The organism is Mesorhizobium sp. B1-1-1 (assembly GCF_006442955.1).
Lineage (GTDB): Bacteria > Pseudomonadota > Alphaproteobacteria > Rhizobiales > Rhizobiaceae > Mesorhizobium.
Genome location: NZ_VFWW01000008.1, coordinates 346,204 through 369,841 on the forward strand (window position 1 = coordinate 346,204; position 23,638 = coordinate 369,841).

The following is a 23,638-nucleotide window of genomic DNA, read 5'->3' on the forward strand; positions in this document are numbered from 1 at the left end:
GAACTGTCGGGTGCGCCGATGCCATTGCCGAAAATTCGAACCACGGGCGCGCCAAAGCCGGAGCCGCTGCCCCTGAAATGCGTGTCCCTGTTCGTCAGCAGAGGTGGCGGGGCGCCCGTCGGCGGGCGCCCCGATCGAGACGCCTACTTCTGGATGCAGGTGTCGACCGTATCCTTGGTGCATTCGTCGAGGCCGGTGAACACCGGATCGTCGACCTTCTTGCCTTCGACCAGGTCGATCATCACGGACGGCGCCTTGTAGCCCATCTCGAACGGCCGCTGGCCGACCAGCGCGGTGACAAGGCCATCCCGCGCGATCGCCACCTCGTCGCCGATCGTGTCGGCGGCGCCGATGACGAAGTCGTTGCTGGCCAGCTTGTCCTTCAGCGGTCCAACCAGATCGCGATAGGGCTGCGGCGCGCCGAACAGCGGCCAGCCCCCCATGATGCCGAACGCATCGAGCTTGGGGTTGGCGGCAAGGATGTCGGTCATCGCCTGCACGCCCTTGGCGCCGTCGTCATTGGTGAACACCGGACAGCCCGCCACTTCCGTCCAGCCGCCTTCGCCGGCCAGGGCTGCAAGTCCTTCCTTGCCCGACAGCGCATCACGCATGCCTTGCGCGCGGCGAAGAATGTTGTCGGCCGCCGGATTGCCCTCGATGGTGCAGATCGTGCCGCCCTTCGGCTTGGCCTTCTTTATGTATTCGCCGATCTTCTTGCCCATCAGATAGTTGTCGGTGCCGAGATAGGTCTTGCGAAGTGCTGCGTCTTCCTTGGCAAGATCGGCATCGACGGTCATGATCGGGATCGACGGGTTGGCGCTTTTGATCGTTTGCGCGATCAGCGGCGCGTTGGACGGCGAAATCGCCATCGCCACCGTATCCGGCTTGCTCAGCATATCCTGCACGATCTGCGCCTCGCCGGCCTCGTCGGAAGTCGACGCCGGACCGGTGTAGAAGCACTCATATTCCGAGCTGGCGTTTTCCTTGTTCCATTTCTCGCAGCCCTGGTGGATCGCCTCGAAGAACGGATTGTCGAGACCTTTCACCACGATGACGAGCTGCTTCTTGGCCAAAGCCGGCCCGGCGCCCAACGCCATGGCGGCGACGGCGGCGAGCAAAACTGTTTTCCTCATGTCAGTCCTCCCTTGGAAACAGACGGACACGGCGTGCCCGCCACACAGATCGGCCGAATGCGAGATGACAGAAGCAAGCGCTCGTGCCGTCAGGCCAGGCCGATAAGTATTTTCAGATGCGACCAGCCCGGCAACGATGCCGGCACGGTCGATAATCCTCTACCGGTTGCGCCGCCAAACGACGTCGTCAAAGCCGGCATATCTTCCTCCGACGCTCAACTAATAACGGCTTGCCGCCAACGTCAATTGCTATTTGTCCTACAAAACGGATTTTTCCCGAAAGGCGGGATCTCATTCGTCCGACAGTTGCCCAAATCTTATTCGTCAGACAATTGACGCCCATGCAGGCATTTGCGTAAATGACCGCGTCGCTGCTTCCGGGAGGAGCTGGGGTAGCGAACCGAAGCCGTCGCCCCTTCCGGGACAGACGGCCAGACATGGGAGGCAAAAGGCTGGTGGCGGTTCTCGAACTCACCAACATCTCGAAGCATTTCGGCGCCATCCAGGCGGTGAACGACGTGTCGCTGTCGATCGAGCCCGGCCAGGTCGTCGGCCTGATGGGTGACAACGGCGCCGGCAAGTCGACGCTGGTCAAGATGATCGCCGGCAATTTCCGCCCGAGCCACGGCACCATGCAGATGGACGGCAAGGATCTGATCCTGCACAAGCCGGTCGAGGCCCGCCAGCACGGCATCGAGATCGTCCACCAGGATCTGGCGCTGTGCAATAATTTGACGGCGGCGGCCAATGTCTATCTCGGCCGCGAACTGCGCCGCGGCGTCGGGCCCTTCCGTATCCTCGACTATGCCGCCATGTACAAGCGCGCCGGCCAGATATTCGCCGAGCTCAAATCCGAGACGCGCCCGCGCGACCTCGTCAAACAGATGTCCGGCGGTCAGCGCCAGGCGGTGGCGATCGCCCGCACCATGCTGTCGCAGGCCAAGATAGTGCTGATGGACGAGCCGACGGCGGCGATTTCGGTCCGTCAGGTCGCCGAAGTCCTCAACCTGATCCGCCATTTGCGCGACCAGGGCATCGCCGTGGTGCTGATCAGCCACCGCATGCCCGACGTTTTCGACGTCGCCGACCGCGTCATCGTCATGCGGCGCGGCAGGAAAGTCGCCGACAAGGCGATCGCCTCGAGTTCGCCCGAGGAAGTGACAGGGCTGATCACCGGCGCCATCGAGCAGGTGGTGTGAGAGCGGCAAAACCGGATTTCATTGCGCTGGCGCGTTTCGCTCCCGGCAGGAAAGGTCGATAATGGCAGTCACCCTTGATCAGACGATCGCGCAGAAACAGCACAGTTTTCTGTCGCGGCTGCTCTCCAGCCAGACGTTCTGGGTGGTGATCGCCGTCATCCTCGCCTGTATCTTCCTGTCCTTTGCCACGGATGCCTTCGCCACCCCGAAGAACCTCTTCAACATCACCCGCAACGTCACCTTCGTCGCCATTGTCGCGCTGGGCATGACCTTCGTCATCATCACCGGCGGCATCGACCTCTCGGTCGGTTCGGTGCTGTGCCTGTGCTCGATGGTGCTGGCCGTTACCATGCATGCCGGGTTTTCGATCGAAGTCGGCATCCTGGCTTCGATCGTCACCGCACTCGTCATCGGCGGCTTCAACGGCATTCTGATCGCCTATCTCGGCTTTCCGCCCTTCGTGGTGACGCTCGGCATGCTGTCGATCGCCCGCAGCCTCGCCATGGTGGCCTCCAACAACACCGTCGTCTTCCAGTTCGGGCCCGATCACGACAAGCTGCTGGCGCTGGGCGGCGGCGCCTGGCTGTTCGGGATCGCCAATCCGGTGCTCTACATGATCCTTTTGGCGCTGATCACCGGCTTCATCCTGCGCTGGACCAAGTTCGGCCGGCATATCTTCGCCATTGGCGGCAACGAGCATGCGGCGACGCTGACCGGCGTTCCGGTGCGCCAGATCAAGGTCGCCGTCTACATGATCTCGGCGCTGTCGGCGGGAATTGCCGGCATCATCCAGACCGGCTGGCTGGGCGCCGTCACCACCAATCTCGGCAACGGCATGGAGCTGCAGGTCATCGCCGCCACCGTCATCGGCGGCGCCAATCTCGCCGGCGGCTTCGGCACCGCCTTTGGCGCCATCGTGGGTGCCGCCCTCATCGAGGTGATCCGCAACAGCCTCGGCCTGCTCGGTATTAACGCCTTTTGGCAGGGCACCTTCATCGGCGGCGCCATCCTGCTGGCGGTGCTGTTCGACCGCATCCGCAACTTCAGGCGAAGCGATTAAAAGCCTGTCTTCGCCGAACCGCCGTTCATTTCCGTCCTATCGTTCAGTCTGAAAATCGGCTGAGGCGGCCTGCCGCGAATACCGGCCGTGCGGCTATGCCTTGACGGATACGGAAAACCGGCCGCACAATCCCCAAGCAGGCGAAGGGAGGCCAGTCGCTTGCGGGAGGATATACCCATGACGGAAGCGATCAGGCTCTACTGGGGCCGGTTCGGACATGTTTCTGTCCTGAATGTCGCGAGCGACTTCGTCACCCATGCCCATGTCGAGGCACATCTCATCATCTGGCTGGAAGGCACCGCCGGCGAGATGACCATCGGCCGTGAGACGGTCCTGCTTGGACCTGGCACGGCTGCCGGCATCAACTCGCTGCAGCCGCATAGCCATGTGCTGTCGCAGGACGGCACCCCAGGCCTGTTCCTCGCCTTTTACATCGACCCGGACTGGGCACGGCGGCGCCGTGACCTGCCCTCGTCCGCGCCGCTTTTCGCGCAGGCGGCAATCACGCTCGAACCCTGGCTGCACCAGGCTGCTGCCGGCCTGCTCGATCATCTGACCGACAATGAGAGCATCGACGATGTCGCCAGTTACGAGATCGAGCGCTTCATCGACTCGGTGCTGGATGCCGCCGACGCTTCAGCTCCGCAGGAGCCGCGCGGCCGCGTGAACACCATGCAGGATTTCCGCGTCCGCAAGGCGATCCAGCTGATGAAAGCCAATGTCTGCGAGCGTATCTCGTTCGATGACGTGGCGCGCAGCGTCGGCCTGTCGCGGCCGCATTTCTTCGCCCTGTTCAAGGAACAGACCAGTTTGACGCCCAACGTCTACTGGAACACGCTGCGCATGGAGGAAGCGGTGCGCCAGCTCCAGTGGTCGCATGAGCCGCTGATATCGGTCGCCTGCAATCTCGGCTTCACCACCCAGGGCAATTTCTCGCGTTTCTTCCGCGACCATGTCGGCGTGCCGCCGACGCTCTATCGCGAAGCGGCGCGAGCAGTGTCCTGACGGGCCGGAAAGCGGCTATTTTCAGACTGATTGATACGTGCCCAAGACGCATTGATAAGCACCGCGACCACGGTCGGCCTACCGTCCTAAGCAGAATGTTTGCAAGGGAAAGAGCATATGGCTGATGTCACCATCTCCACCGTCATCGACGCGCCGGTCGAAAAGGTCTGGGCGCGCATCCGCGACTTCAACGGACTGCCGAATTGGCATCCGCGCATGGTCGAAAGCCATATCGAGGACGGCAAGGACGCCACCACGATCGGCTGCGTGCGCAACTTCCAGCTGGCCAGCGGCGCGCGGCTGCGCGAAAAGCTGCTCGATTTCTCCGATGAGAATTTCCTCGTCAGCTATTCGATCCTGGAAACGCCGCAGCCGCTCACCAACCACAGGGCTACGCTGCAATTGCGGCGCGTCACCGACGGCGACCGCACCTATGCCGAATGGACCGCCAGCTTCGACGCAGCACCCGAAGAAGCCGACAAGCTGGCCGAGGGCATGGGCGCCAATGTCTTCCAGGGCGGCTTCAACGCCCTGAAGAGCCATTTCGCCGGCCAGGGTTGAGGAGCGGGCCATGGCGCTGGCATTGCAGAGTTTTGCAACGGTGAAAGACGCCAGCGCGGCGCTGAAAGCCGCCGGCACGCGCTATCTCGGCGGTGGCACGCTCGTCTTACGCGCCGCCAATGAGGGCGACGTTTCGGTCTCCGGCCTTGTCAGGTCGACCGACCCGGCCTTGTCGGTCATCACGGTCTCCGGCGGCACGATCCGCATCGGCGCTTCGGTGACCATGGCGGCGATCGCCCGCCATCCCGAGCTCGGCCAGCTTGCCAAGGCCGCGCGTGCCGTTGGCGGTCCGGCGATCCGCAACATGGCGACCGTCGGCGGCAATCTGTTTGCGCCAAGCCCCTATGGCGATTTCGCAGTCGCCCTGCTGGCGCTGGACGCCATGGTGAGCACCAATGACGGCGAAATGCCGATGGAAGCGTTTCTGGCCAAGCGGGGCGGGAGCCGCGCGATCGTCACCTCGGTCAGCTTCACGCGGCCGGCACAGGGAAGCTTTAGATTCGTGAAGGTCTCGCGGGTAAAGCCCAAGGGCGTCTCGGTGCTCAGTATCGCCGCTGTCCTGGAACAAGCCGGCGACGGCACGATATCCTCGGCGCGGATCGCGCTCGGCTGCATGGCCGACCGGCCGATGCGAGCCAAGACAGCCGAAAAAGCGCTGCTCGGCAGGACACTGGACGCGGACGGCATTGCTTTGGCTCTGGCTGCCACCAACGACGGCACCGCACCTATCACCGACCCGATCGCCAGCGCCTGGTATCGCGCGCAAGTGCTGCCGGTTCATCTCGGTCGGCTGCTGCTCAGCTAGTCACATTCGGTGCGCGCGCTTGCCCTGCGGGGCAGGCGCGCAAGGAGGAAGAATGGCAAAGGTTCCCGTCCAGTTCACGCTCAACGGTTCTGAGAAGGCCGAATTCGTCGAAAGCGGCACCACGCTGCTCAACGCCTTGCGCGACAAGATCGGCGACACTTCGCCGAAGGGCGGCTGCCATCAAGGCACCTGTGGCGCCTGCTCGGTGATCGTCGACGGTGAGCTCCGGCTGTCCTGTCTGACGCTCGCCGAGACCTGCAACGGCGCTGCCATCACCACCACGTCGGGTCTTGCGGAAGGCGGCGTCCTGCATCCGCTGCAGCGCGCCTTTCTCGACGCCTTCGCCACCCAATGCGGCTTCTGCACGCCGGGCATGCTCATGGCGGCCAAGGTGTTGCTCGACCACACGCCCGATCCCAGCCGCGACGATGTCGTCGAAGCGCTGTCGGGCAACATATGCCGCTGTACAGGCTACGAGCCTATCATCCAGGCGGTGCTCACCGCCGCTCGCGCCAACTCGCAGAACGCGGCCTGAGGGAAGCAAGATGGAACTGCGCAAAAGCTATTTTTCGGACGTCCGCAAGGATGACCTCAACGAGATCGGCCAGCCGAGGCCCCGCTCGGATTCGCCCGGCCATGTCACCGGCAAAACCGCCTATTTCGCCGACCGCAACTTTCCCGGCATGCTGCATCTGAAGATGGTGCGCAGCCCGCACCATCATGCCCGCATCCGATCGATCGATACATCCGAAGCGGAAAAACATCCGGGCGTGGTGAAAATTCTCACCGCCAGGGACGTCCCGCACAATGTCTACACCATCCTGATCCTGATCCAGATCGGGCCGGAGGACGAGGCGGTTCTGGCCGACGGCAAGGTGCGCTGGAAGGGCGAGGCCGTGGTGGCGGTGCTGGCCGAGACGGAGCGCGCCGCCCAGGAAGCCGCGGCCAAGGTCAAGGTCGACTACGAGGTGCTGCCGGCCGTCTTCGACATGGAGGAAGCGCTGAAGCCCGGCGCGCCCCTCGTCAACGAGTATCACGGCCAGAACTACTATCTCTATGACAGCGGCGAGTGCCGCAAGGTGCGCTTCGGCGATGTCGAGGCGGGGTTTGCCGAGGCCGACTACGTCCTCGAACAAAGCTACCAGTCCTCGCCGATAGAGCATGCGCCGACCGAGACCACCGGCTGTATCGTGGCACCGGAGGGCAATGACCGCTTCACCTGCTATACCAACACGCAGGCGATGTTCTTCACCCTCGACAACACGTCGATCATTTTGCAGATGCCGGGCAGCAAGCTGCATTTCGTCGGCGGCACGGTCGGCGGCGGCTTTGGCGGCAAGGTCGATGTCATCGTCGAACCGATCGCGATCCTCGGCGCCAAGCTAACAGGGCGACCGGTCTGTTTTACCTACAGCCGCGAGGAGGAGATGCAGATCTCGTCACCTCGCGCGGCCGAAAAGGTCGTCATCAAGGACGGCGTGATGAAGGACGGCCGCATCGTCGCGCGCAAAGTCACCGGCTACACCGACGCCGGCGCCTACTCCCGCCATTCGCCCTATGGCGCCCAGAAGGGCGCGGGGCACTATCCCGGCCCCTACACCATCCCCAATGTCTGGATCGACACGTACTGCGTCTACACCAACCGCACCCCCTCCTCCGCCATGCGCGGCTTCGGCGTCACGATGGGTGACTTCGCGCTGGAGGTGCAGATGGACAAGCTGGCGCGGCTGATCGGCATGGATCCGCTCGAATTCCGCTTCATCAACGCCTATCGCGACGGCGATATGAAGGCGCATCGCCAGCCGACCGAAGGGGCGGCCCTCATAGAGTGCATGCAGGAGGCCTCGCGCGCGGCCAACTGGCCCGTGGCCGAGAAATACATGGCGATGTCCTCCTACGCGAAGGGAGCTTGAGATGGCGATCAGGCGCGGACGCGGCGTTGCCGCGATCAATTATCCCACGGGCATGAACCTTGGCGGCGATCCCACCCAGGCGCTGGTGCATTCGACCCCAACCGGCAATTTCATGGTGACCCTATCATCGGTCGATCTCGGCCAGGGCATGAAGCAGATCATGGCGCAGATCTGCGCCGAGACAATCGGCGTGCCGACCGACCGCGTCGTCGTCGACACCGCCGACACCGACACCGGCCCGCACTGCATGGGCACTTTCGCCTCGCGCGGCACGCACCGCGCCGGCAACGCCGTCATCCAGGCGGCCAAGGAAGCCCGCCAGGTGATGCTGGAAGTGGCCGCGGAGGAGTTGGAGGTCAACGCCTCCGACCTCGAGACCGACGGTCAGGGCAACATATTGGTGAAGGGCGCGCCGCAGAAATCGATCTCGATCTTCGACGTCGCTCTGTCGGCGCATTTCAAGCGCGGCCGCTCGATCTCGGGACGCGGCATGTTCCTCATCCCGCGCTCCTATCCGGAGAAGGAGACCGGCGCGATGAAGCCATCGACCTGCTACGCGCATGCCTGCACGGTGGCCGAGGTCGAGGTCGATGACGAGACTGGCGAGGTGACGGTGCTGACAGTGAAGAACGTCTTCGAGATCGGCCGTGCGCTGAACCCCAAAATGGTCGAGCAGCAGCTGGTCGGCGGCTCCTGGATGGGCATCAGCCATGCGCTCTACGAAACGACCGAGCCCTATTATCCCAGCCGTGACCACGGCGGCACCGACTTCAACCAGTATCTGATGCCAGGTCCCGGCGACCTGGCCGAAACCGAGATTATCGTGCTGGAGCGGCCCTCGGCAGATGGTCCTTACGGCGCCAAGGGGCCCGGCGAAATGTGCGCCAATCCACAGATTCCGGCGGTCGCCAATGCCGTTTTCGACGCTGTCGGCGTGCGCATCGACACGCTACCGATCACGCCGGAACGCATTTTGCGTGCGCTCAAGGCGCAAGCGACGACCTGAGGACCGACATGCCCGAGGTAAACGCCGAAACGGTCGCGACTTCGCCAGAAGCGGTCGCCGAGCGCCTCGCTGCCTCGCATTATCTGGCTGATGAAAGCCTGGCGACGGCCATCTTCCTGACGATCCGGCTGGGCAAGCCGCTGCTGCTCGAAGGCGCTCCGGGCGTCGGCAAGACGGAAGCGGCCAAGGCAATGGCCGAACTGCTCGGCCGCGATCTGGTGCGGTTGCAATGCTATGAAGGCATAGACGCCGCGCATGCACTCTATGAGTGGAACTACCAGCGCCAGCTGCTCGCCATCCGCCATGCCGGCGAGCAAGAAGTCGATATCTATGACGACCGCTTTCTGATCGCCCGCCCGCTGCTGCAGGTCCTGAAGGCGCCGGAGCAGCGCATCCTGCTGGTCGACGAGATCGACCGTTCCGACCACGAATTCGAGGCGCTGCTGTTGGAGTTTCTTTCCGACTTCCAGATCAGCATTCCCGAGCGCGGCACCATCCGCGCCACCGCACAGCCGATCGTCATCCTGACCTCCAACCGCACCCGCGAACTCGCCGAAGCGCTCCGGCGGCGTTGCGTCTATCACTGGATTGGCTATCCCGATGCCGAGCGTGAGGCGGCCATCATCATGCTGCGCGCCGGCGATGTCGCAGAGGCAACGGCACGCGCCGTGGCCACAGCCGTGCAGACCATCCGCGCGCGTCCACTCGCCAAGCCGCCCGGCATCGCCGAGGCGGTCGAATGGGCCAATGCCGCGACCATTCTCGAAAAAGGCGGCAGTCCATGGCCGGAAGCCTTCCGCCGCGCCATCGGCGTGCTGATCAAGGACGAGGAGGATCTGTCCTACATCGCGCCCGAGCTCGGCCGGATCGTCGACGAGGTGCTGGCGTGAGCCGCGACGTCATTCAGCAACGCGGGCGGGGCAGCGCCCCCCTCTGTCCTGCCGGACATCTCCCCCGCGCCGCAACGCCCTTGCTCAGCTTCGCTCGCCTGCTGCGCCGCTACGGCTTCGCTATTGCCCCGGAACAAGTCTCCCGCTTCATGCAGGCCGTGACCCTGCTGGGGCCGCGCTCGATGGCGGACATCCGTGAGGCGGCCCTGGCCACACTAGCGCCGCCGCCTGACCGCCGCGACGAATTCGAAGCGCATTTCCAGAGCCATTTCTATGGCAACGCGTCAGCTGTGATCGAAGGCGATGCAGACGAGGAAACGCGCATCAAGGATCATGGCGGTGCCGACGACGAACGGATCGAGGCCGAGCAGAAACAGGAAGGCGGCGAGTTGTCTTCCGCCCTGGAGCAGTTGAGCTCGCGCGACTTCCAGCGCGACGACGACAGTCTGACCGCGTTTCGCCGAAAGCTGTCATCGGCCCTGCCCGCCCGACGTTCCTTCCGCACCGTGCGTACCCATTCGCGCGGCAAGCTCGACCTGCGCCGCTCGCTCAGGGAAATCGTCGGCGCAGATGGCGATGTCCCCTCGCCGCTGCTGCGCCGCCGCCAGACCGTGCCGCGCAAACTGCTGCTCTTGATCGATGTCTCCGGCTCGATGAAGCTGCACACCGCCGACTATCTCAAGCTGGCGCATGCCGCCGTGCAGGGCGCGGACCGCGCCGAGATCTTTACCTTCGGCACGCGGCTCACCCGCATCACCTCGGCATTGCGCATCCGCGACCGCGATCAGGCGCTGGCGCGCGCGGCGGCCCAGGTCGACGATTGGGATGGCGGCACCCGCATGGGACCGACCCTGCTGGCATTCCTCTCGGTGCCGCGCTTTTCGTCGTTCACGCGCGGCGCCGCGGTCGTCATTCTCTCCGACGCGCTGGAGCGCGGCGACCATGCCGAACTGGAGATTGCCATGCGCAGGCTTAGCGCCCGCGCCTTCCGGCTGTCGCTGGCGACCCCGCTGGCCGGCGATCCGCGCTTCCAGCCGGCGACAGCGGCGCTGCGCGCCATCCTGCCCGACCTCGACGATCTGGTCGACGGCTCGTCGCTGGCCGGCCTCACCGATTTCATCCTGTCGCTCGCACGCCCCGCCCCGGCGGCCGCGACCATCTGGAAAAGGGTATCGTGATGCAGAAAGCCATCGACGCGCATTTCCACATCTGGCGCCAGAAGGACCAACCATGGCTGGTCGGCCCGATGGTGCCGCGCATCTTCGGCCCTTACGAACCGATCCGCCGCGACTATCCGATCGATGAATTTTTGGCCGACCAAAAAGGTTCGGGCGTCGAAAAAGCCGTTTATGTCCAGACCAATTGGGCCAAGGAGGATTTCGAGAAGGAGGTCGCCTTCCTGCAGAAGACCGCTGACGAGACCGGCTGGCCGCACGCCATCGTCGGCTATGCCGACATGACGGTGGACGATGTCAGGCCGCAGATCGACCGGTTGATGAAATACAGGCTGCTGCGCGGCGTGCGCATGCAACTGCACTGGCACGAGACCCCGGCCTTCCGCTTCGCCGCCTCGGCCGACCAGGTGATCGACCCCAAGGTCCGCGCCAACGTCGCGCGGCTGAAGGATTACGGCCTGTCCTTCGACCTGCAGCTCTTCCCCGCCCAGATGAAGGACGGGCTGACGCTGGTCGGCGAAAACCCGGAGACGAATTTCATCCTGACCCACGCCGGCATGCTGACCGGCATGGAACCGGAAACCACCGAAGCCTGGAAGGCCGGCCTGCGCACGCTGTCGGCGGCGCCCAATCTCTACGCCAAGCTGTCTGGCCTCGGCACCTTCGTTCACCGCAACGACCCGGCGCTGATCGCCTACATCATCGACAATGCGATCGATATTCTTGGCAGCGACCATCTGATGTTCGGCTCGAACTTCCCGATCGAGAAGCTCTGGACCGGCCACGCCGAACTGATCAAGGCGCACCGCGATGCGGTGGAGAAGCATGGCACGGCGGCGGAAGCCGACATTTTCTGGAACGCGGCGGAGAAGGTTTACAGGCCGGTGTAACGCGTCTTTCCTCACTTCACCTCGAACTGTGGATCGACCGGGATCTGCATTGCCGTCACCAGATGGTTGGTCTGTCCCGCCAACCCGATGATCGACACCAGTTCGCCATGCTGTGCGTCTGTCATGCCCTTGGCGCGCGCCGCCGCGGTGTGCGAATGGACGCAATAGGAGCAGCCATTGGCGGTCGACACCGCGATGTAGATCATCTCCTTGGTCAACGGATCGATCGCACTGTCTGCAACCATCACCGCCTTGAGCTGTTCCCAGATACGCTTCAGCGCCGCAGGATCATTGGCCAGCCCGCGCCAGAAATTATTGACGAAATCGGATTTGCGCGTCGCGCGGATGTCGTCGAACACCGCCTTTAAGGCCGGGATTTTCTCCACCTCGGCATCGCTCAGGAGTCTGGTGGTGGCCATGGTGTTTCCTTTCGTTTTTTCGATGCCGGACGTTTGAATCGGACGCTGAACAGCCGCCGCTATCCATTCACTTCATTCGCCTATTCGCCTTTTGCGGCGCAAACGGCACCGCGAGGGTATGTCGAGATTCAAGTCAAGCTGGCGTTTGCAGGCCGGCCTCACCTGAATACCGACACACCCTCTAATGCACCGCCGCATACATAATCTTCTCCTCCGTCGCCTCCGCCGGCGAAAACTCTTCGACGATGCGGCCTTGGCGGCAGACCAGGATCCGGTCGGACAGGTTCATGATCTCCGGCAGGTAGGACGAGATGACCACGACGGCCAGACCCTCGTCTGCCAGCCGGTTGATGATCTGGTGAATCTCGGCGATGGCGCCGACATCGACGCCGCGCGTCGGCTCGTCGAAGATGACGACGCGCGGCTTTTGCACCAGCCCCTTGCCGATAACCACCTTCTGCTGGTTGCCGCCGGAAAGCTCGACCACGCGCGCATTGTCGTTGATCGCCTTGATATTCAGCGTCTTGGTCCATTCGGCGGAGAGCGCGCGCATCTCCTGCTGATTGATCACCCAGCCTTTTTCGCGGCCGGCCGCCAGCAGCCCGCCGAACAGGTTCTCGGCAATGCCCATCGTCTCGAAAATACCTTCGCTCTTGCGGTCCTCCGTGACGTAGACGATGCCGTCGGCCACCGCTTCGCTCGGCACGAGATAGCGCACCGGCCTGTCGTCCAGTTCGATCGCCCCGCCGCGCAGGAAATCGCGTTTGTAGATGCCGGACACGATTTTGAACGTCTCGGTACGGCCGGAGCCGATCAGCCCGAAGACGCCGGTGATCTGGCCTTCGAAGATCGAGAACGAATTGTTGCGCACGACATTGCTCATTGAGATGTCCTGCACCGACAGAACTTTCTTGCCCGCCTTGCGCAGCTTGGCCTCGTCGCGCTGGCGATAGATCTGCCCCGATAGCGTGCGCCCGACCATGGCGGCAACGATCCGGTCGCGATCGAAGGCCGACGTGTCGTCGGTGATGACCAACTCGCCATCGCGCAGGATGGTGATGCGGTCGGCAATCAGCAGCGCCTCCTCCAACGCATGGCTGATGAAGACGATGGAGACGCCGCGCGCCTTGAGCCGCCGAATCAGCGCGAAGAAGTGCCGCTTCTCCTCCGGCGTCAACGTCGCGGTCGGCTCGTCGAAGATAATGATCTCGGCATTGTGGTGCACGGCGCGCGCGATCTCGACCATCTGGCGCTTGGCCGCGCCAAGCGTCGCCACCATGGCGTTCGGGTCGACCGGAAAATTCAGCGACTGCAGGAACTGCTGCGCCGAAATGTAGGTGCCGCGCAGCCGGTTGAGGAATTTCTCGGTGCCGAGATAGAGGTTCTGCGCCACCGTCATCGACGGCACCAGGCTGGTCTCCTGGAACACCATTGCGATGCCCGCCTCGAGCGCCGCATGCGGCGAGGCGTAAGCGATCTCGCGTCCCTTGTGGAACATCTTGCCCGAACTGGCGTCGACCACTCCGGCGATGATCTTGGTCAGCGTCGACTTGCCGGCGCCGTTTTCGCCGAGCAGCGCGTGGATCTCGCCCTTGCGCAATTCGAAGCTGACATTCTTGACCGCGGGCACGCCGCGATAATTTTTGGTGACATTCTCCAGGCGCACGATTGGTTCCATCAAAACCCCCCGGCATCGACAGCCAACACGCAGTCGCCGCCCTTCGAGGCGACGAACAGTTCGCCATCTTTTTCAACCACGCTGCAAATGCCGTGACGTATGCCGTTGGCGCGGCTGTGCAGGCTGAACCGAGGCTGCATCTTCTGGTCGAGCCTGACCACCAGACCGTAGGAGCGGCTCGGCGACCAGGGCTTGTGGATGCCCATCGTGCGGATGCCGCCGCATTGCAGCGGTTCGAGGAAGCTGCGGCTTGAGGCCAGAGCCGGTGCGATCCAATAGGCCGGCGGCACCTGCTCGATCATGTCCTGACGGTAATGCGTCTCCTGCAGCACGAATTCGATCAGCCGGTTGCGCGGCGCAAACAGGGTCAGCCAGGCGCCGCCATCGGCTGCCGGCGACAGCCGCGCGGGATAGCCGGGCAGATGGGTCAACACCGTCGAGCGGCTGCCGCTTGCCGCCTCGAAGCGGATGAGCTGATGGCGCCAGCTCTCGCTCACCAGCACATCCCCCCCGACGGGATGGAGCCCATAGGGAAAGGCGATGGCGCCGGCCACCTTGCGGAAGGTCCCGCCTGCCGCATCCTGCTTCCAAAGCGATCCGGACGCGCCTTTCTTCATCAGGTCGGCCGCCCATTGTGATGGTGCGAATTCGGCCGAACCATTGGCCAGCCACAGAGCGCCGTCACCGGGATAGGCGAGCGCGGTGATGCAGCTGACACCAGCCGGTAGCGAAACATCCCTACCGCCGACCAGGAGCTTGCCGCTTTCCAATCCGACCGTCAGCTCACCCGATGGCGAGAACGCCAGCGCGGTAACGGTGGACGCAAAGGTCTCGACCAACTTGGGCGCGGTACCGGCGGCAATCGAATAAACGGCGTTGCCGCTGGAAGCGAGCAGCTTGTCGCCAGAGATCAGCAGATTGTCCGGTTCGGTCAGTTCGGCAAACGCCGGCGCATCGTCAAGCTGCGTGTTGGGTCGGAAAGCGCCATCCAGCGGCGGGATCGTCACCGCCTTGCCGCGAAATAAATCCAGGATGGGATCGAGGATCATCGCTTTGCTCCCCAATAGGAAGCCGGGCTGGTCCAGTTCGGATCGGCACCCGAGATCTTGTAGCGGCCGATGCGGTTGTTGAGGATGCCGCCGACGAACAGAAAACCCTTGTGCTCGCGCATCGAGGTGACCATCGGATGCGCGCCGCCCGAGAGGTCGCCCATCGCTTCGACGATGTCGCCCTCCTCCGTGAATTTCACCACGCCCCCGGTGTTGATGTTGGGGAACAGCCATTCGTCCTGCGGCAGCCGGCGTGTCATGCGCTTGCGCATGTCGGGATGGCGCAGCGACAGGTCGAAGCTCGGGGTGCGCATGCCGAGCCACGCCATCCAGTAATTGCCGTCGGAAGCGCGGTTGATGTTGTCGGGGTAGCCCGGCATGTCCCGGATGACGCATTCGGCGGTGCCGGCCTTCGGCCCTTCCAGCCAGTAGCGATGCACACGGCAGGCCCAGCTCTCGGCGAAGAACAGCGACTTGCCGTCATGCGCCATGCACACGCCGTTGGTGTAGCGGTAGCCGTCGAGCAGCGTCCTGGTCGATCCGTCCTTCGGGTCATAGACCAGAAGACGGCCGGTGGCGCGGTTCTCGATCGAATCCAGCGCCCAGTCATGCGCGTCATAGCGCTTGGTCGAGTCGGTGAAATAGATGCGGCCGTCCGGTGCTATGTCGCAGTCGTTGGGATCGCGCAGCCGTGCGTCGTCGACGACCGATGTCCAGGAGCGCGACGTTTCGGCCGACAGGCGTTTGACCTCACGATCGGGCGAGACGGAATAGAGCCCCATGGCGCCGACACAACTGATCAGATTGCCTGATTTGTCGAAGGCAAGGCCGAGCGGAAAGCCGCCGATATGAGCGAACACTTCCGACTTCACATAGCCCGGCGCGAAGAAGCGGACGATCTCGCCATGGCGCGTGCCGCAATAGAGGTGGTCGTCACGGTCGAGAATGACATCTTCCGGTCCTTCCAGTTCGCCGAGCCCGATATGGTCGGCGCCCGACAGCCTGTCGTCGAGTTCGTAGGATGTGCCGGAGCCGGGCGCCGCCGACTGCGTCTCGCCCATCCTGAGATAGACCGGCGCGACATAGACCTCGTTCAGCACCTTGTGGCGGTTCTTCAGCCAGCGGATGTCGATCGTCACCGCCACCGCCAGCATGATGCCCAGCACCATCTGGTTGGTGCCGGTGCCGTAGCCCAGCCTGATCAGGCCGTTGGTCATGGTCAAAACGATGATGGCGCCCATCAGCCCCTTGATCACCGAGCCGCGCCCGCCTCCGAGGCTGACACCGCCGACCACCGCCGCGGTCAGCGCCATGATCTCGAGGTTGAGGCCGGTGCCCGGCCCTGCTCCGCTCAGCCGGCAAGCTATGAGGAAGCCGCCGATCGAGGCGCAGAAGCCTGAGAAGACATAAGTCATGAACACGGTGCGGCGCACACGGATGCCGGCATTGTGGGCAGAGCGCCGGGAGCCGCCAACCGCCAGCACATGCCAGCCGGGCCGCGAGCGCGTCAGCGCGATATGAGTGACGATGGCGAGGATAATGGCCAACCACACCGAGACCGACAGGCCCCAGAAGGTGCCGTCGCCGATGAAGTCGAGCACATCGGAGGTGGCTTGGGACAGCTGCACATCGGCGGCATAGGTGGTGACCAGGATGTCGAACAGCGCCCGCCCGAAAATGAAGGTCACCAGCGTGGTGAGGAAGGCGCGCAGCCTGAGGTATCCGACGAGATAGCCGTTGACGGCGCCGAAGACGAGGCCGGCGGCAAGCGAAGCGGCCAGCGCCAGCCAGATCGACTGTTCGAGGATGAAGAAGACATAGACGGCCGAAAAGCAGGACAGCGCAAAGATCGAGCCGACCGACAGGTCGATGCCGCCGCCAAGCATCACCACCGTCATGCCGGTGACGACCATCGAGAATTCACCGAGCTGGCGGGTCGATTCCTGCAGCGAGGTCAGTTTGAAGAAGCCCGGAATGATCGAACCGAACACGCCGAGTGTTGCCACCAGTGCCAGGAAGGGAATGGCATTGTCGGTCCAGCGCCTGGTCAGTATCTCGCCGACCAGATGGTCGGGCACGAGATTGTAGCGCCAGGCCTGGAGGCGTTCGCGAAAGGACATCAGGTCACTGCTATTGCGAGAGAAGAGAAAAAGGTGGCCGGGTAATCGCTCCGGAGCAATTCTCAACTTCGCCGCTGCCCCTCATCCGCCTGCCGGCACCTTCTCCCCGTGAAGAACGGGGAGAAGGGATAGGCTCCAGCGTCGACACCCCCCTCTCCCCGTTTTCACGAAGAGAGGGTAAGGTGAGGGGCAGCGCCGAGGTTGGAGATTGTCCACGTACAACCCGGCCGCCATGTTGATATCAGGCGTAAACTCGCGACCTACTTCGCCGCAGCTTCCGCTTGCAGCGCCTTCAGGTCCCAGCAGCTGTCGGGCTTGAGGTCGGCCTTGGTCGTCGCCTTCTCCAGCGTGTAGATGTAGGTGTGCGACGTGCCGGCCGGCTGGCCGCTCTGCAGCAGGAACTTTATGATGGCGTTCATGTCCCCCGACTGCCGGGCAAGGTCGGTCATGACAACCGCGCCATAAGTGCCGTCCTGCAGCTTGTCGCAGTCGGCCGCCTTTTCGCCGCCTCCGGTGGTGACCAGGAAAACCTTGCCCTCGAGCTTGGCATCACGGATCGCGGCCGACGCGCCAGTAGCATCACCATCCCAGAAGTCGATGATCGAGCAGATGTCGGGGTTCTGCTGCAGCATCGTCGTCGTGACATTGCGCGAGGTGGTCGCATCCCAGTTGGAGTCGGGCTTGGCCACGACCTGAAACTCGGGATGCTTTTCCAGTACCTTCATGATGCCGGCGTACTGATAAAGGCTGGAGGAGTTCGCTTGATCGCCCTGCACAAGGCCGATCTTTTTGGACGAGTTCTCGCCGCAGCCCTTGATCGCGGCTTCCGCCTCGAGTTGGCCGAGCCGGTCCCAATCGCTGCCGACAAAGGCATCGGCCGGGAAATTGGCGGGATTGTCGACCAGGATCACGTAGGTGCCGGCTGCCTGCGCCTTCTTCATCAGCTTGGAGTAGGAATTGAGGTCGGGCGCGTGGATGATCAGCACGTCAGGCCTGGTGTCGGAGGAGATGGCATCGGTGATCGCCTGCGCGCCGGCATCGACGACCCAGTTCGGATCGCGCGTCTCGAACGTGCCGCCCCAGGCCTCGACTTCGGTCTTCAGATAGTGCGCCCAGCCCTGCGCCAGGTCGAAGCCCATCGCCAGCGGCACCAGCATGACGCGTTTGCTCTTGAGTGCCTGCGCATAGGCAGCGGGGCCCGGATCGTCGGCAGCGAAGCTCGGCGCCACGAACGCGGTGACCGCAAGCGCCGCCGCGGCGGCCATCAATGTTTTGATCAGTTTCATGTCACATCCTCTGGTTGGTCGTTGTTATTTACGGCCGGCCCCAACCGTCCGCTTTGGTTTAGTCTTCCTGTTTGAGCATGATCTTTTCCGAAAAGTTCCCACTTTTCGGGATCATGCTCTAGATGTCGCCCTGCTGCGCCGTCTGTTCGTCACGCGGATTGATGATGCCGTCGACGATGATGGCACCGAGCAGGATCGCCGCCTTGATCAGGTTTTGGTAGAGCAGCGGAATGTCGATGATGGTCATCGCATTGAGCAGGATGCCGATCAGCGCCGCTCCGACCAGCACGTTTCGCACCCCGCCTCGTCCGCCCGAAAGCCCGATGCCCCCGATCACCGCCACCAGCACGATGTCGTAGAGCAGCGTCGAGTTGACGACGCGGGTGTTGATCGAATGCAGGCTGGCCGCTGTCAGCAGGCCGGCGATCAGCGCCACGAAGGCGGAAAGCACATAGCGCAGCACCAGCATCGGCCGCACTGGAATACCGATGTTGCGCGCGGCGACCGGATTATCGCCGGCGAAATAGATGTAGCGGCCCCATTTGGTGTAGCGCAGGAACAGGAAGAACAGGAAAGCCAGTGCAGCGAAGACGAACACCTCGATGGGAATGTCGAGGAAGCGCAGGCCGCCAAGCAGTTCCACCCAATGGCCCTGCGGCACCGGAACCGCATCCTGCGTGATCAGTTGCGAGCGCACATAGCCGAAGACGAAGGAGCCGGTGGCAAGCGTCACGAAGATCGCCGGCACGTCGGCGTAAGCGACGAGAAAGCCGTTGAGCAGGCCGATGGCGAGCACGCCGGCCAGCACATAGGCGAAGGCGAGCCCGTCAGGCGTTCCTGAATTCATCAATTGCAGATACCAGGCGACCGACATCGCCATGATCGCCACCGCCGAGAGGTCGATGCCACGGCCAATGATGACGACCGCCATGCCCAATGCCAATATGCCCAGTACCGAGACCGAACGAACGATGGCAACGAGATTGTTCGGAGCGATGAAGCCCGGCAGGCCTATGGCCGCGGCAATGAACAGCATCACCGCTATGGCAAAGACAATACCTTCCTGGTTCAGGCTCTTGAAACTCGGCCGACCGATCGCGTTCATTGTCTGTCTTCACCCCGGCGGCAGCGCTGCCGCCCCTGGGAAGAAAGCTAATCGGCTCAACGTCGGTTCGTCAAATGAATCCGCGTTCAAAACACGGACTGCCGACGAGACTCGCGATGTGGACGCATTGATTGCTGATGCTGGCGCAATGCCCGGAAACTTCAGCACTTTTGGCAATTGTTTGCGCCATCCCTGCGTCTTGCGCAAGCACGACACCAAGGCGCAAGGCGAAGATGGAATTTAACCCTGCGGTGGATGGGAAAATTCGATTTCAGTTCCCGGCCATGTGGCCGGAAACCTCGGCGCCGGCGGTCCTCGGCAACACCAGGAAACGGAACGACGCCACCAGCCCGATGACGCCGATCACCAGGAAGGTGACTCGAAAATCGACGAGGTCCAGCGCCGGCTGGGCCCTGGTGATCTGCGACAGGTTGAGGATCGCCGCAGCTATCGCCACACCGAACAGCATTGCCACCTGCTGCAGCATCGAGGACAGCGTCGCCGCCGAGCTGCGCTGCGCCGCGGCGACATCGGCGAAGGCCAGCGTGTTCAGCGCCGTGAACTGCATGGAACGCGACAGGCCGGCGATCAGCATCAGCCCCACCACGAGCGCCTGCGGCGTCTGCGGCGAGATCGCCGCGCAGGCCATGATCGATGCGGACGCAATGACGCCGTTGACGACCATCACCGAACGAAAGCCGAAGTGGCGCAGCATCGGCGTCGTCACCGTCTTCATCCCGAGATTGCCGAGGAAATAGGCCAGGATCATCATGCCGGCATCGACCGGACTCATGCCAAAGCCGACCTGGAACAAAAGCGGCAGCAGGAACGGCGTGGCGTTGATCGCGACGCGGAATATGGTGCCGGCCGCAAGCGTCGAGATGGCGAAGGTCAGCACCTTGAACGAGGACAGGTCGAGCAGCGGATGGGGCGCGCGCCGGAGATGCCGCACCGCCAACCAGCCGATGACGATCCCTGCCGCGACCAGCAGCACCGTCGGCAGCACGCCGTCGTCGGGATGCGCGATACGCTCGAGGCCGCAGAGAAGGCAAGCAAGTCCCGCCGATGTCAGGAAGAAACCCGGCCAGTCGAGTGGCTTGGGATCGGCTTCACGGTCACCGGGGATGAAGCGGGCGACCAGCGCCAGCCCGATCAGCCCAAGCGGGATGTTGATGAAGAAATTCCAGTGCCAGGAGAGATAGGTGGTGATGAAACCGCCAAGCACCGGACCAACGACAGGCGCGAACAGCGCCGGCCAGGTGATGAGCGCGGTTGCGTTGAGCAGTTCCGATTTTGACGCGTTGCGCAGCACCAGGATGCGGCCGACCGGCGTCATCAATGCGCTGCCCAGCCCTTGCGCGGCGCGCGCCGCGACGAACTCGGTGAGATTCTCGGAGAAGCCGCAGGCGAGCGAAGCCAGCGTGAACAGTGCGATCGCCATCAGGAAGATGTTGCGCGCGCCGAACCGGTCGGCGAGCCAGCCCGACAGCGGCACGAACACCGCCATGGTCAGCATATAGATGGTGATGCCGATGCTCATCGCCACCGCCGGCACGCCGAAGGAGGCGCCCATCTGCGGCAGCGACGTCGAGATGATCGTCGAATCCAAGAGCTGCATGAAGAAGGCAATGGCGACGATCAGCGCCACACGCCGCGAACTGCTGGCTGGGTCGGCTAAAACTTCAGTCTCGGGGATGGCAGTCATGACGGACCGCTTTGAACAGCATTTGGCCGGCGACGTCCAGGCAAGGGCCAACAAACTTTCGTGTCGCGGCGCGGCCTGTTATGGATGAACGGGGCGGCCGAGGAACGCGCACGCATGAAGACCGGCCTGGTGGCACAAGGCAACGGCCAGACGGTGATCGAGCCGCGCGTTCATCTAGAGCCTGATCCCTCTTTCCACGGCCATTTCAATGTCTTGCGCGGCTACGTGGCGCCGCTCGATGCGGCGGGCGTGAAGATCGTTGGCGACTATGTCGATAACTACCTGCACGGCCTGCCCTCCGAATTCGGCATCCTCAATCTGTTCGATCCGCGCACCGGCGCGCCGCGCGCCATCCTAGACGCCACCGTTATCACCGACATGCGCACCGGCGCCGTCACCGCGATCGGCGCCAGGCATCTGGCGCGCAGGAATTCGAAGGTGCTTGCCCATATCGGCGCGCGCGGCACGGCCTACTGGAACGTGCGGCTGCTCGACCACCTCTTCGACTTCGACGAGATCCGTGTCCATTCGCGCCGGCCGGAAAGCCGCGACGGCTTTGCCGCCAGGCTCTCCACCGATCTCGGCAAGCCGGTCAAGGCGGTGGCCGATTGGCAAAGTTGCGTCGAGGGCGCCGACATCGTCGTCGAGGCCTCGCGGCTGCCGGAACCGCAGCCGCTGCTGAAGACCGAGTGGATCAAGCGTGGCGCGCTGGTCCTGCCCTACGGCACGATGAGCGCGGTCGAAATACCTGTCGCCGGTCGGCGGCGCATCGGCCGGCTTCGTGCCGCTGCAGAAGGCGGTAACATCGATCCTGGCCGCCATCCGCCACAAGGCCAATCCGGTGATGCTCGATTTCCTGCCCGTCTCCTAGGACCTCGAGGACCATGCCACGCAAACGCCTCTGGCCGTTTCGAAATGCGCCGCCATGATCGCACTGTGGCGCCGGTTGATCGCCTTCGAACTGATGGCGGCCGCCCAGGCCGTCGACCTGCGCGACGGGCAGACGCTGGCGCCGCGCATAGCCGCTATCCATACGGCGATACGCGCGCTGGTGCCGGCGCTGAAGGAGGATCGGCCGCTCGGCATCGAAGCCGAAGCGCTGCATACAGCGCTTGCCAGCGACAGATGGCAGCCGACCTTAGCCCCGACCGACCTTGTCCAGGAACAGGCGTAGCTCGGCCGGGTCCATGTGCACCACATGCCTGTCCTCGGGATAGACGCCGCTGTTGACGTCGGCGACATATTCGGAGAATGCAGCCACCCGCTCCGCCTGCAACCGATCATATTCAGCGGCGAAGTTGCGATAGACCTTGGAGTGTCGTGGCATGTGGCCCCGATTCTGCCCGAGGATATCTTCGGCGAACAGATATTGCGCGTCGCAACCGGTGCCCGCGCCCATCGACAGCATGATCAGCGAGGTACGCTCGGAGATCGCCTTGGCGACCTCGACCGGCACCACTTCGATTTCGGCGCCGATGGCGCCGGCGGCCTCGAGCTGTTTCACCGCTTCGAACACCTGCATGGCGGCGCCGGCGGTCTTGCCTACCGCCTTGAAGCCGCCGGTCCACGTCGCGCGGGATGGAATGAGGCCGACATGGCCGATGACGGGGATGGCATCGTCCGCCATGCGCTTGATGGTGGCGTAGCCCGCGCTGCAATAGACCGCGTCGGCGCCGGCCTTGTAGAGCCGGAAAGCCCAACGCAGGAAATCATCCGATGTGCCGATTTCGTAGAAATTGTCTCCCGGCATGGTGAACAGGCTCGGTGCCGCATCGCGGTATTGCGGGTTGAGCACGAGTTCCGGCGGCACGGAGACGATATCGACCCCTGCCCGCTCGGCAGCTTCCGCTTCGTCCAGGGTCAGCACGCGCAGCATGGTCAGCTGACGCTTGCCTTTCATGGCGCGCAGGTCGGCGACGGTCGGTCTCTTTCGGCTCATTAAACGTTCCTCTTTTGCTTGCCGCGGTGCCGGATCGGTGTGCCGCGCTTCAGATCTCGATCATCACCTTGCCAGCTTCGATCTTCACCGGATAGGTCGCAAGATTGACGCAGACCGGCGCGCCCTTGGCCTGGCCGGTCTTATAGTTGAAGCGGCCATTGTGCTTGGGACATTCGATGATGTCGTCCATCACCAGCCCGTCGGCGAGATGTGCCTTCTCATGCGTGCAGAAACCGTCGGTGGCGAAGAATTCATTGTCCGGGGAGCGATAGATCGCGAAGGTTCGGCCACCGTGGTCGAAGCGGATGACATCCTCTTCCTCGACATCGTCCACCGCACACGCTTCAATCCAATCGACCATCTCTGTCTCCCGCAAGCATTCGCGATCCTTATTCAGCCGCCGCCGACATGTCGAACTCATGGAATTCGCCGCGATAGGGCCTGGCCGTCGGCGGCAGCTCGCGCTTGAGGTAGTAGTCCTCGTATTTCAGCTGCCTGAGCAGGACCGGCCAGACCTCGCGATAGGCATGCCACATCGACGGGTTCGGCACGGGCAGGTCGTGCTTGATCAGCTCATGCAGCCTGGGCAGCGCATGATAGGGCACCATCGGGAACATGTGGTGCTCCACATGATAGTTCATGTTCCAGTAGATGAACCGGCTGATCGGGTTCATCTACTGGAACATGAACTATCATGTGG

At 63.4% G+C, this 23,638-nt stretch carries 21 protein-coding genes and 3 pseudogenes; 13 read left to right on the plus strand and 11 right to left on the minus strand.

The annotated features are described in order from the left end of the window. Positions 1–143 precede the first annotated feature (143 nt). A complete protein-coding gene (locus FJ986_RS19020) occupies positions 144–1,133 on the minus strand; it encodes a sugar-binding protein (RefSeq protein ID WP_140499854.1) in 990 nt (329 codons plus the stop codon). A gap of 455 nt (positions 1,134–1,588) precedes the next feature. On the opposite strand from FJ986_RS19020, the gene FJ986_RS19025 reads away from it, so the two are divergent. The 11 genes from FJ986_RS19025 to FJ986_RS19075 all read left to right on the plus strand — a co-directional run bounded on the left by FJ986_RS19025 (position 1,589) and on the right by FJ986_RS19075 (position 11,637). After that, positions 1,589–2,332: an ATP-binding cassette domain-containing protein gene (locus tag FJ986_RS19025; RefSeq protein WP_140500157.1), complete on the plus strand. Its 744-nt coding sequence runs from the start codon at positions 1,589–1,591 to the stop codon at positions 2,330–2,332. A gap of 61 nt (positions 2,333–2,393) precedes the next feature. Then, on the plus strand, positions 2,394–3,392 hold the full coding sequence (locus tag FJ986_RS19030; protein WP_140521562.1) for an ABC transporter permease: 999 nt from the start codon (positions 2,394–2,396) through the stop codon (positions 3,390–3,392). A gap of 177 nt (positions 3,393–3,569) precedes the next feature. Next, positions 3,570–4,397 carry an AraC family transcriptional regulator gene (locus FJ986_RS19035; protein WP_140499857.1) on the plus strand — a complete coding sequence of 276 codons (828 nt, stop codon included), beginning with the start codon at positions 3,570–3,572 and terminating at the stop codon, positions 4,395–4,397. A 117-nt stretch (positions 4,398–4,514) separates the two neighbouring features. Then, a complete protein-coding gene (locus tag FJ986_RS19040; protein WP_140515847.1) occupies positions 4,515–4,958 on the plus strand; it encodes an SRPBCC family protein in 444 nt (147 codons plus the stop codon). 10 nt (positions 4,959–4,968) lie between these two features. Further along, positions 4,969–5,763 carry an FAD binding domain-containing protein gene (locus tag FJ986_RS19045; RefSeq protein ID WP_140562387.1) on the plus strand — a complete coding sequence of 265 codons (795 nt, stop codon included), beginning with the start codon at positions 4,969–4,971 and terminating at the stop codon, positions 5,761–5,763. A 52-nt stretch (positions 5,764–5,815) separates the two neighbouring features. Then, positions 5,816–6,298, plus strand: a complete 483-nt coding sequence (locus FJ986_RS19050) for a (2Fe-2S)-binding protein (RefSeq protein WP_140499861.1) — start codon at positions 5,816–5,818, stop codon at positions 6,296–6,298. A 10-nt stretch (positions 6,299–6,308) separates the two neighbouring features. Further along, the gene (locus FJ986_RS31100) at positions 6,309–7,676 is read left to right on the plus strand and encodes a xanthine dehydrogenase family protein molybdopterin-binding subunit (RefSeq protein WP_140562385.1); all 1,368 of its coding nucleotides are present in this window, start codon (positions 6,309–6,311) and stop codon (positions 7,674–7,676) included. A gap of 1 nt (position 7,677) precedes the next feature. Further along, positions 7,678–8,682: a molybdopterin cofactor-binding domain-containing protein gene (locus tag FJ986_RS31105; RefSeq protein WP_140562384.1), complete on the plus strand. Its 1,005-nt coding sequence runs from the start codon at positions 7,678–7,680 to the stop codon at positions 8,680–8,682. 8 nt (positions 8,683–8,690) lie between these two features. Continuing rightward, a complete protein-coding gene (locus tag FJ986_RS19065) occupies positions 8,691–9,572 on the plus strand; it encodes a MoxR family ATPase (protein ID WP_140675448.1) in 882 nt (293 codons plus the stop codon). Positions 9,573–9,673: 101 nt separating this feature from the next. Then, positions 9,674–10,750 carry a VWA domain-containing protein gene (locus FJ986_RS19070; protein ID WP_181172832.1) on the plus strand — a complete coding sequence of 359 codons (1,077 nt, stop codon included), beginning with the start codon at positions 9,674–9,676 and terminating at the stop codon, positions 10,748–10,750. Next, positions 10,750–11,637 carry an amidohydrolase gene (locus tag FJ986_RS19075; RefSeq protein WP_181167212.1) on the plus strand — a complete coding sequence of 296 codons (888 nt, stop codon included), beginning with the start codon at positions 10,750–10,752 and terminating at the stop codon, positions 11,635–11,637. The genes FJ986_RS19070 and FJ986_RS19075 overlap by 1 nt, the downstream gene beginning before the upstream one ends. An 11-nt stretch (positions 11,638–11,648) precedes the next feature. Here FJ986_RS19075 and FJ986_RS19080 read toward each other — a convergent pair whose 3' ends face one another. The 7 genes from FJ986_RS19080 to FJ986_RS19110 form a co-directional block, all read right to left on the minus strand. Next, positions 11,649–12,056 carry a carboxymuconolactone decarboxylase family protein gene (locus tag FJ986_RS19080; protein ID WP_140499869.1) on the minus strand — a complete coding sequence of 136 codons (408 nt, stop codon included), beginning with the start codon at positions 12,054–12,056 and terminating at the stop codon, positions 11,649–11,651. A 181-nt stretch (positions 12,057–12,237) separates the two neighbouring features. Then, positions 12,238–13,734, minus strand: coding sequence for a sugar ABC transporter ATP-binding protein (locus FJ986_RS19085; RefSeq protein ID WP_140562381.1), 1,497 nt, complete (start codon positions 13,732–13,734; stop codon positions 12,238–12,240). Next, positions 13,734–14,783: a hypothetical protein gene (locus FJ986_RS19090; RefSeq protein ID WP_140630784.1), complete on the minus strand. Its 1,050-nt coding sequence runs from the start codon at positions 14,781–14,783 to the stop codon at positions 13,734–13,736. The genes FJ986_RS19085 and FJ986_RS19090 overlap by 1 nt, the downstream gene beginning before the upstream one ends. Beyond that, positions 14,780–16,903, minus strand: coding sequence for an SMP-30/gluconolactonase/LRE family protein (locus FJ986_RS19095; RefSeq protein WP_140675451.1), 2,124 nt, complete (start codon positions 16,901–16,903; stop codon positions 14,780–14,782). Before FJ986_RS19095 ends, FJ986_RS19090 begins: the two co-directional genes overlap by 4 nt. A gap of 260 nt (positions 16,904–17,163) precedes the next feature. Beyond that, positions 17,164–18,189 (minus strand): sugar ABC transporter substrate-binding protein, encoded by a 1,026-nt coding sequence (locus FJ986_RS19100; protein WP_140567564.1) that lies wholly within the window; start codon positions 18,187–18,189, stop codon positions 17,164–17,166. A 118-nt stretch (positions 18,190–18,307) separates the two neighbouring features. Continuing rightward, positions 18,308–19,294 (minus strand): ABC transporter permease, encoded by a 987-nt coding sequence (locus tag FJ986_RS19105; RefSeq protein ID WP_140499878.1) that lies wholly within the window; start codon positions 19,292–19,294, stop codon positions 18,308–18,310. Between the two features lie 271 nt (positions 19,295–19,565). Further along, on the minus strand, positions 19,566–20,999 hold the full coding sequence (locus tag FJ986_RS19110) for a DHA2 family efflux MFS transporter permease subunit (RefSeq protein ID WP_140499879.1): 1,434 nt from the start codon (positions 20,997–20,999) through the stop codon (positions 19,566–19,568). 84 nt (positions 21,000–21,083) lie between these two features. On the opposite strand from FJ986_RS19110, the pseudogene FJ986_RS19115 reads away from it, so the two are divergent. After that, positions 21,084–21,743, plus strand: a pseudogene (locus FJ986_RS19115) (ornithine cyclodeaminase family protein); the annotation flags it as partial. After that, a pseudogene (locus FJ986_RS19120) lies at positions 21,742–22,173 on the plus strand (aromatic amino acid lyase); the annotation flags it as partial. The pseudogenes FJ986_RS19115 and FJ986_RS19120, both read left to right, overlap by 2 nt. On the opposite strand, the gene FJ986_RS19125 reads toward FJ986_RS19120, so the two are convergent. The 3 genes and pseudogenes from FJ986_RS19125 to FJ986_RS19135 form a co-directional block, all read right to left on the minus strand. Then, on the minus strand, positions 22,138–22,938 hold the full coding sequence (locus tag FJ986_RS19125) for a 3-methyl-2-oxobutanoate hydroxymethyltransferase (RefSeq protein ID WP_140557936.1): 801 nt from the start codon (positions 22,936–22,938) through the stop codon (positions 22,138–22,140). The pseudogene FJ986_RS19120 and the gene FJ986_RS19125 overlap by 36 nt on opposite strands. A gap of 49 nt (positions 22,939–22,987) precedes the next feature. After that, complete coding sequence (locus FJ986_RS19130; RefSeq protein WP_140515869.1) at positions 22,988–23,299, minus strand: MocE family 2Fe-2S type ferredoxin; 312 nt, start codon at positions 23,297–23,299, stop codon at positions 22,988–22,990. Positions 23,300–23,327: 28 nt separating this feature from the next. Beyond that, positions 23,328–23,612 (minus strand): annotated as a pseudogene (locus FJ986_RS19135) (fatty acid desaturase); the annotation flags it as partial. Between the last annotated feature and the right edge of the window lie 26 nt (positions 23,613–23,638).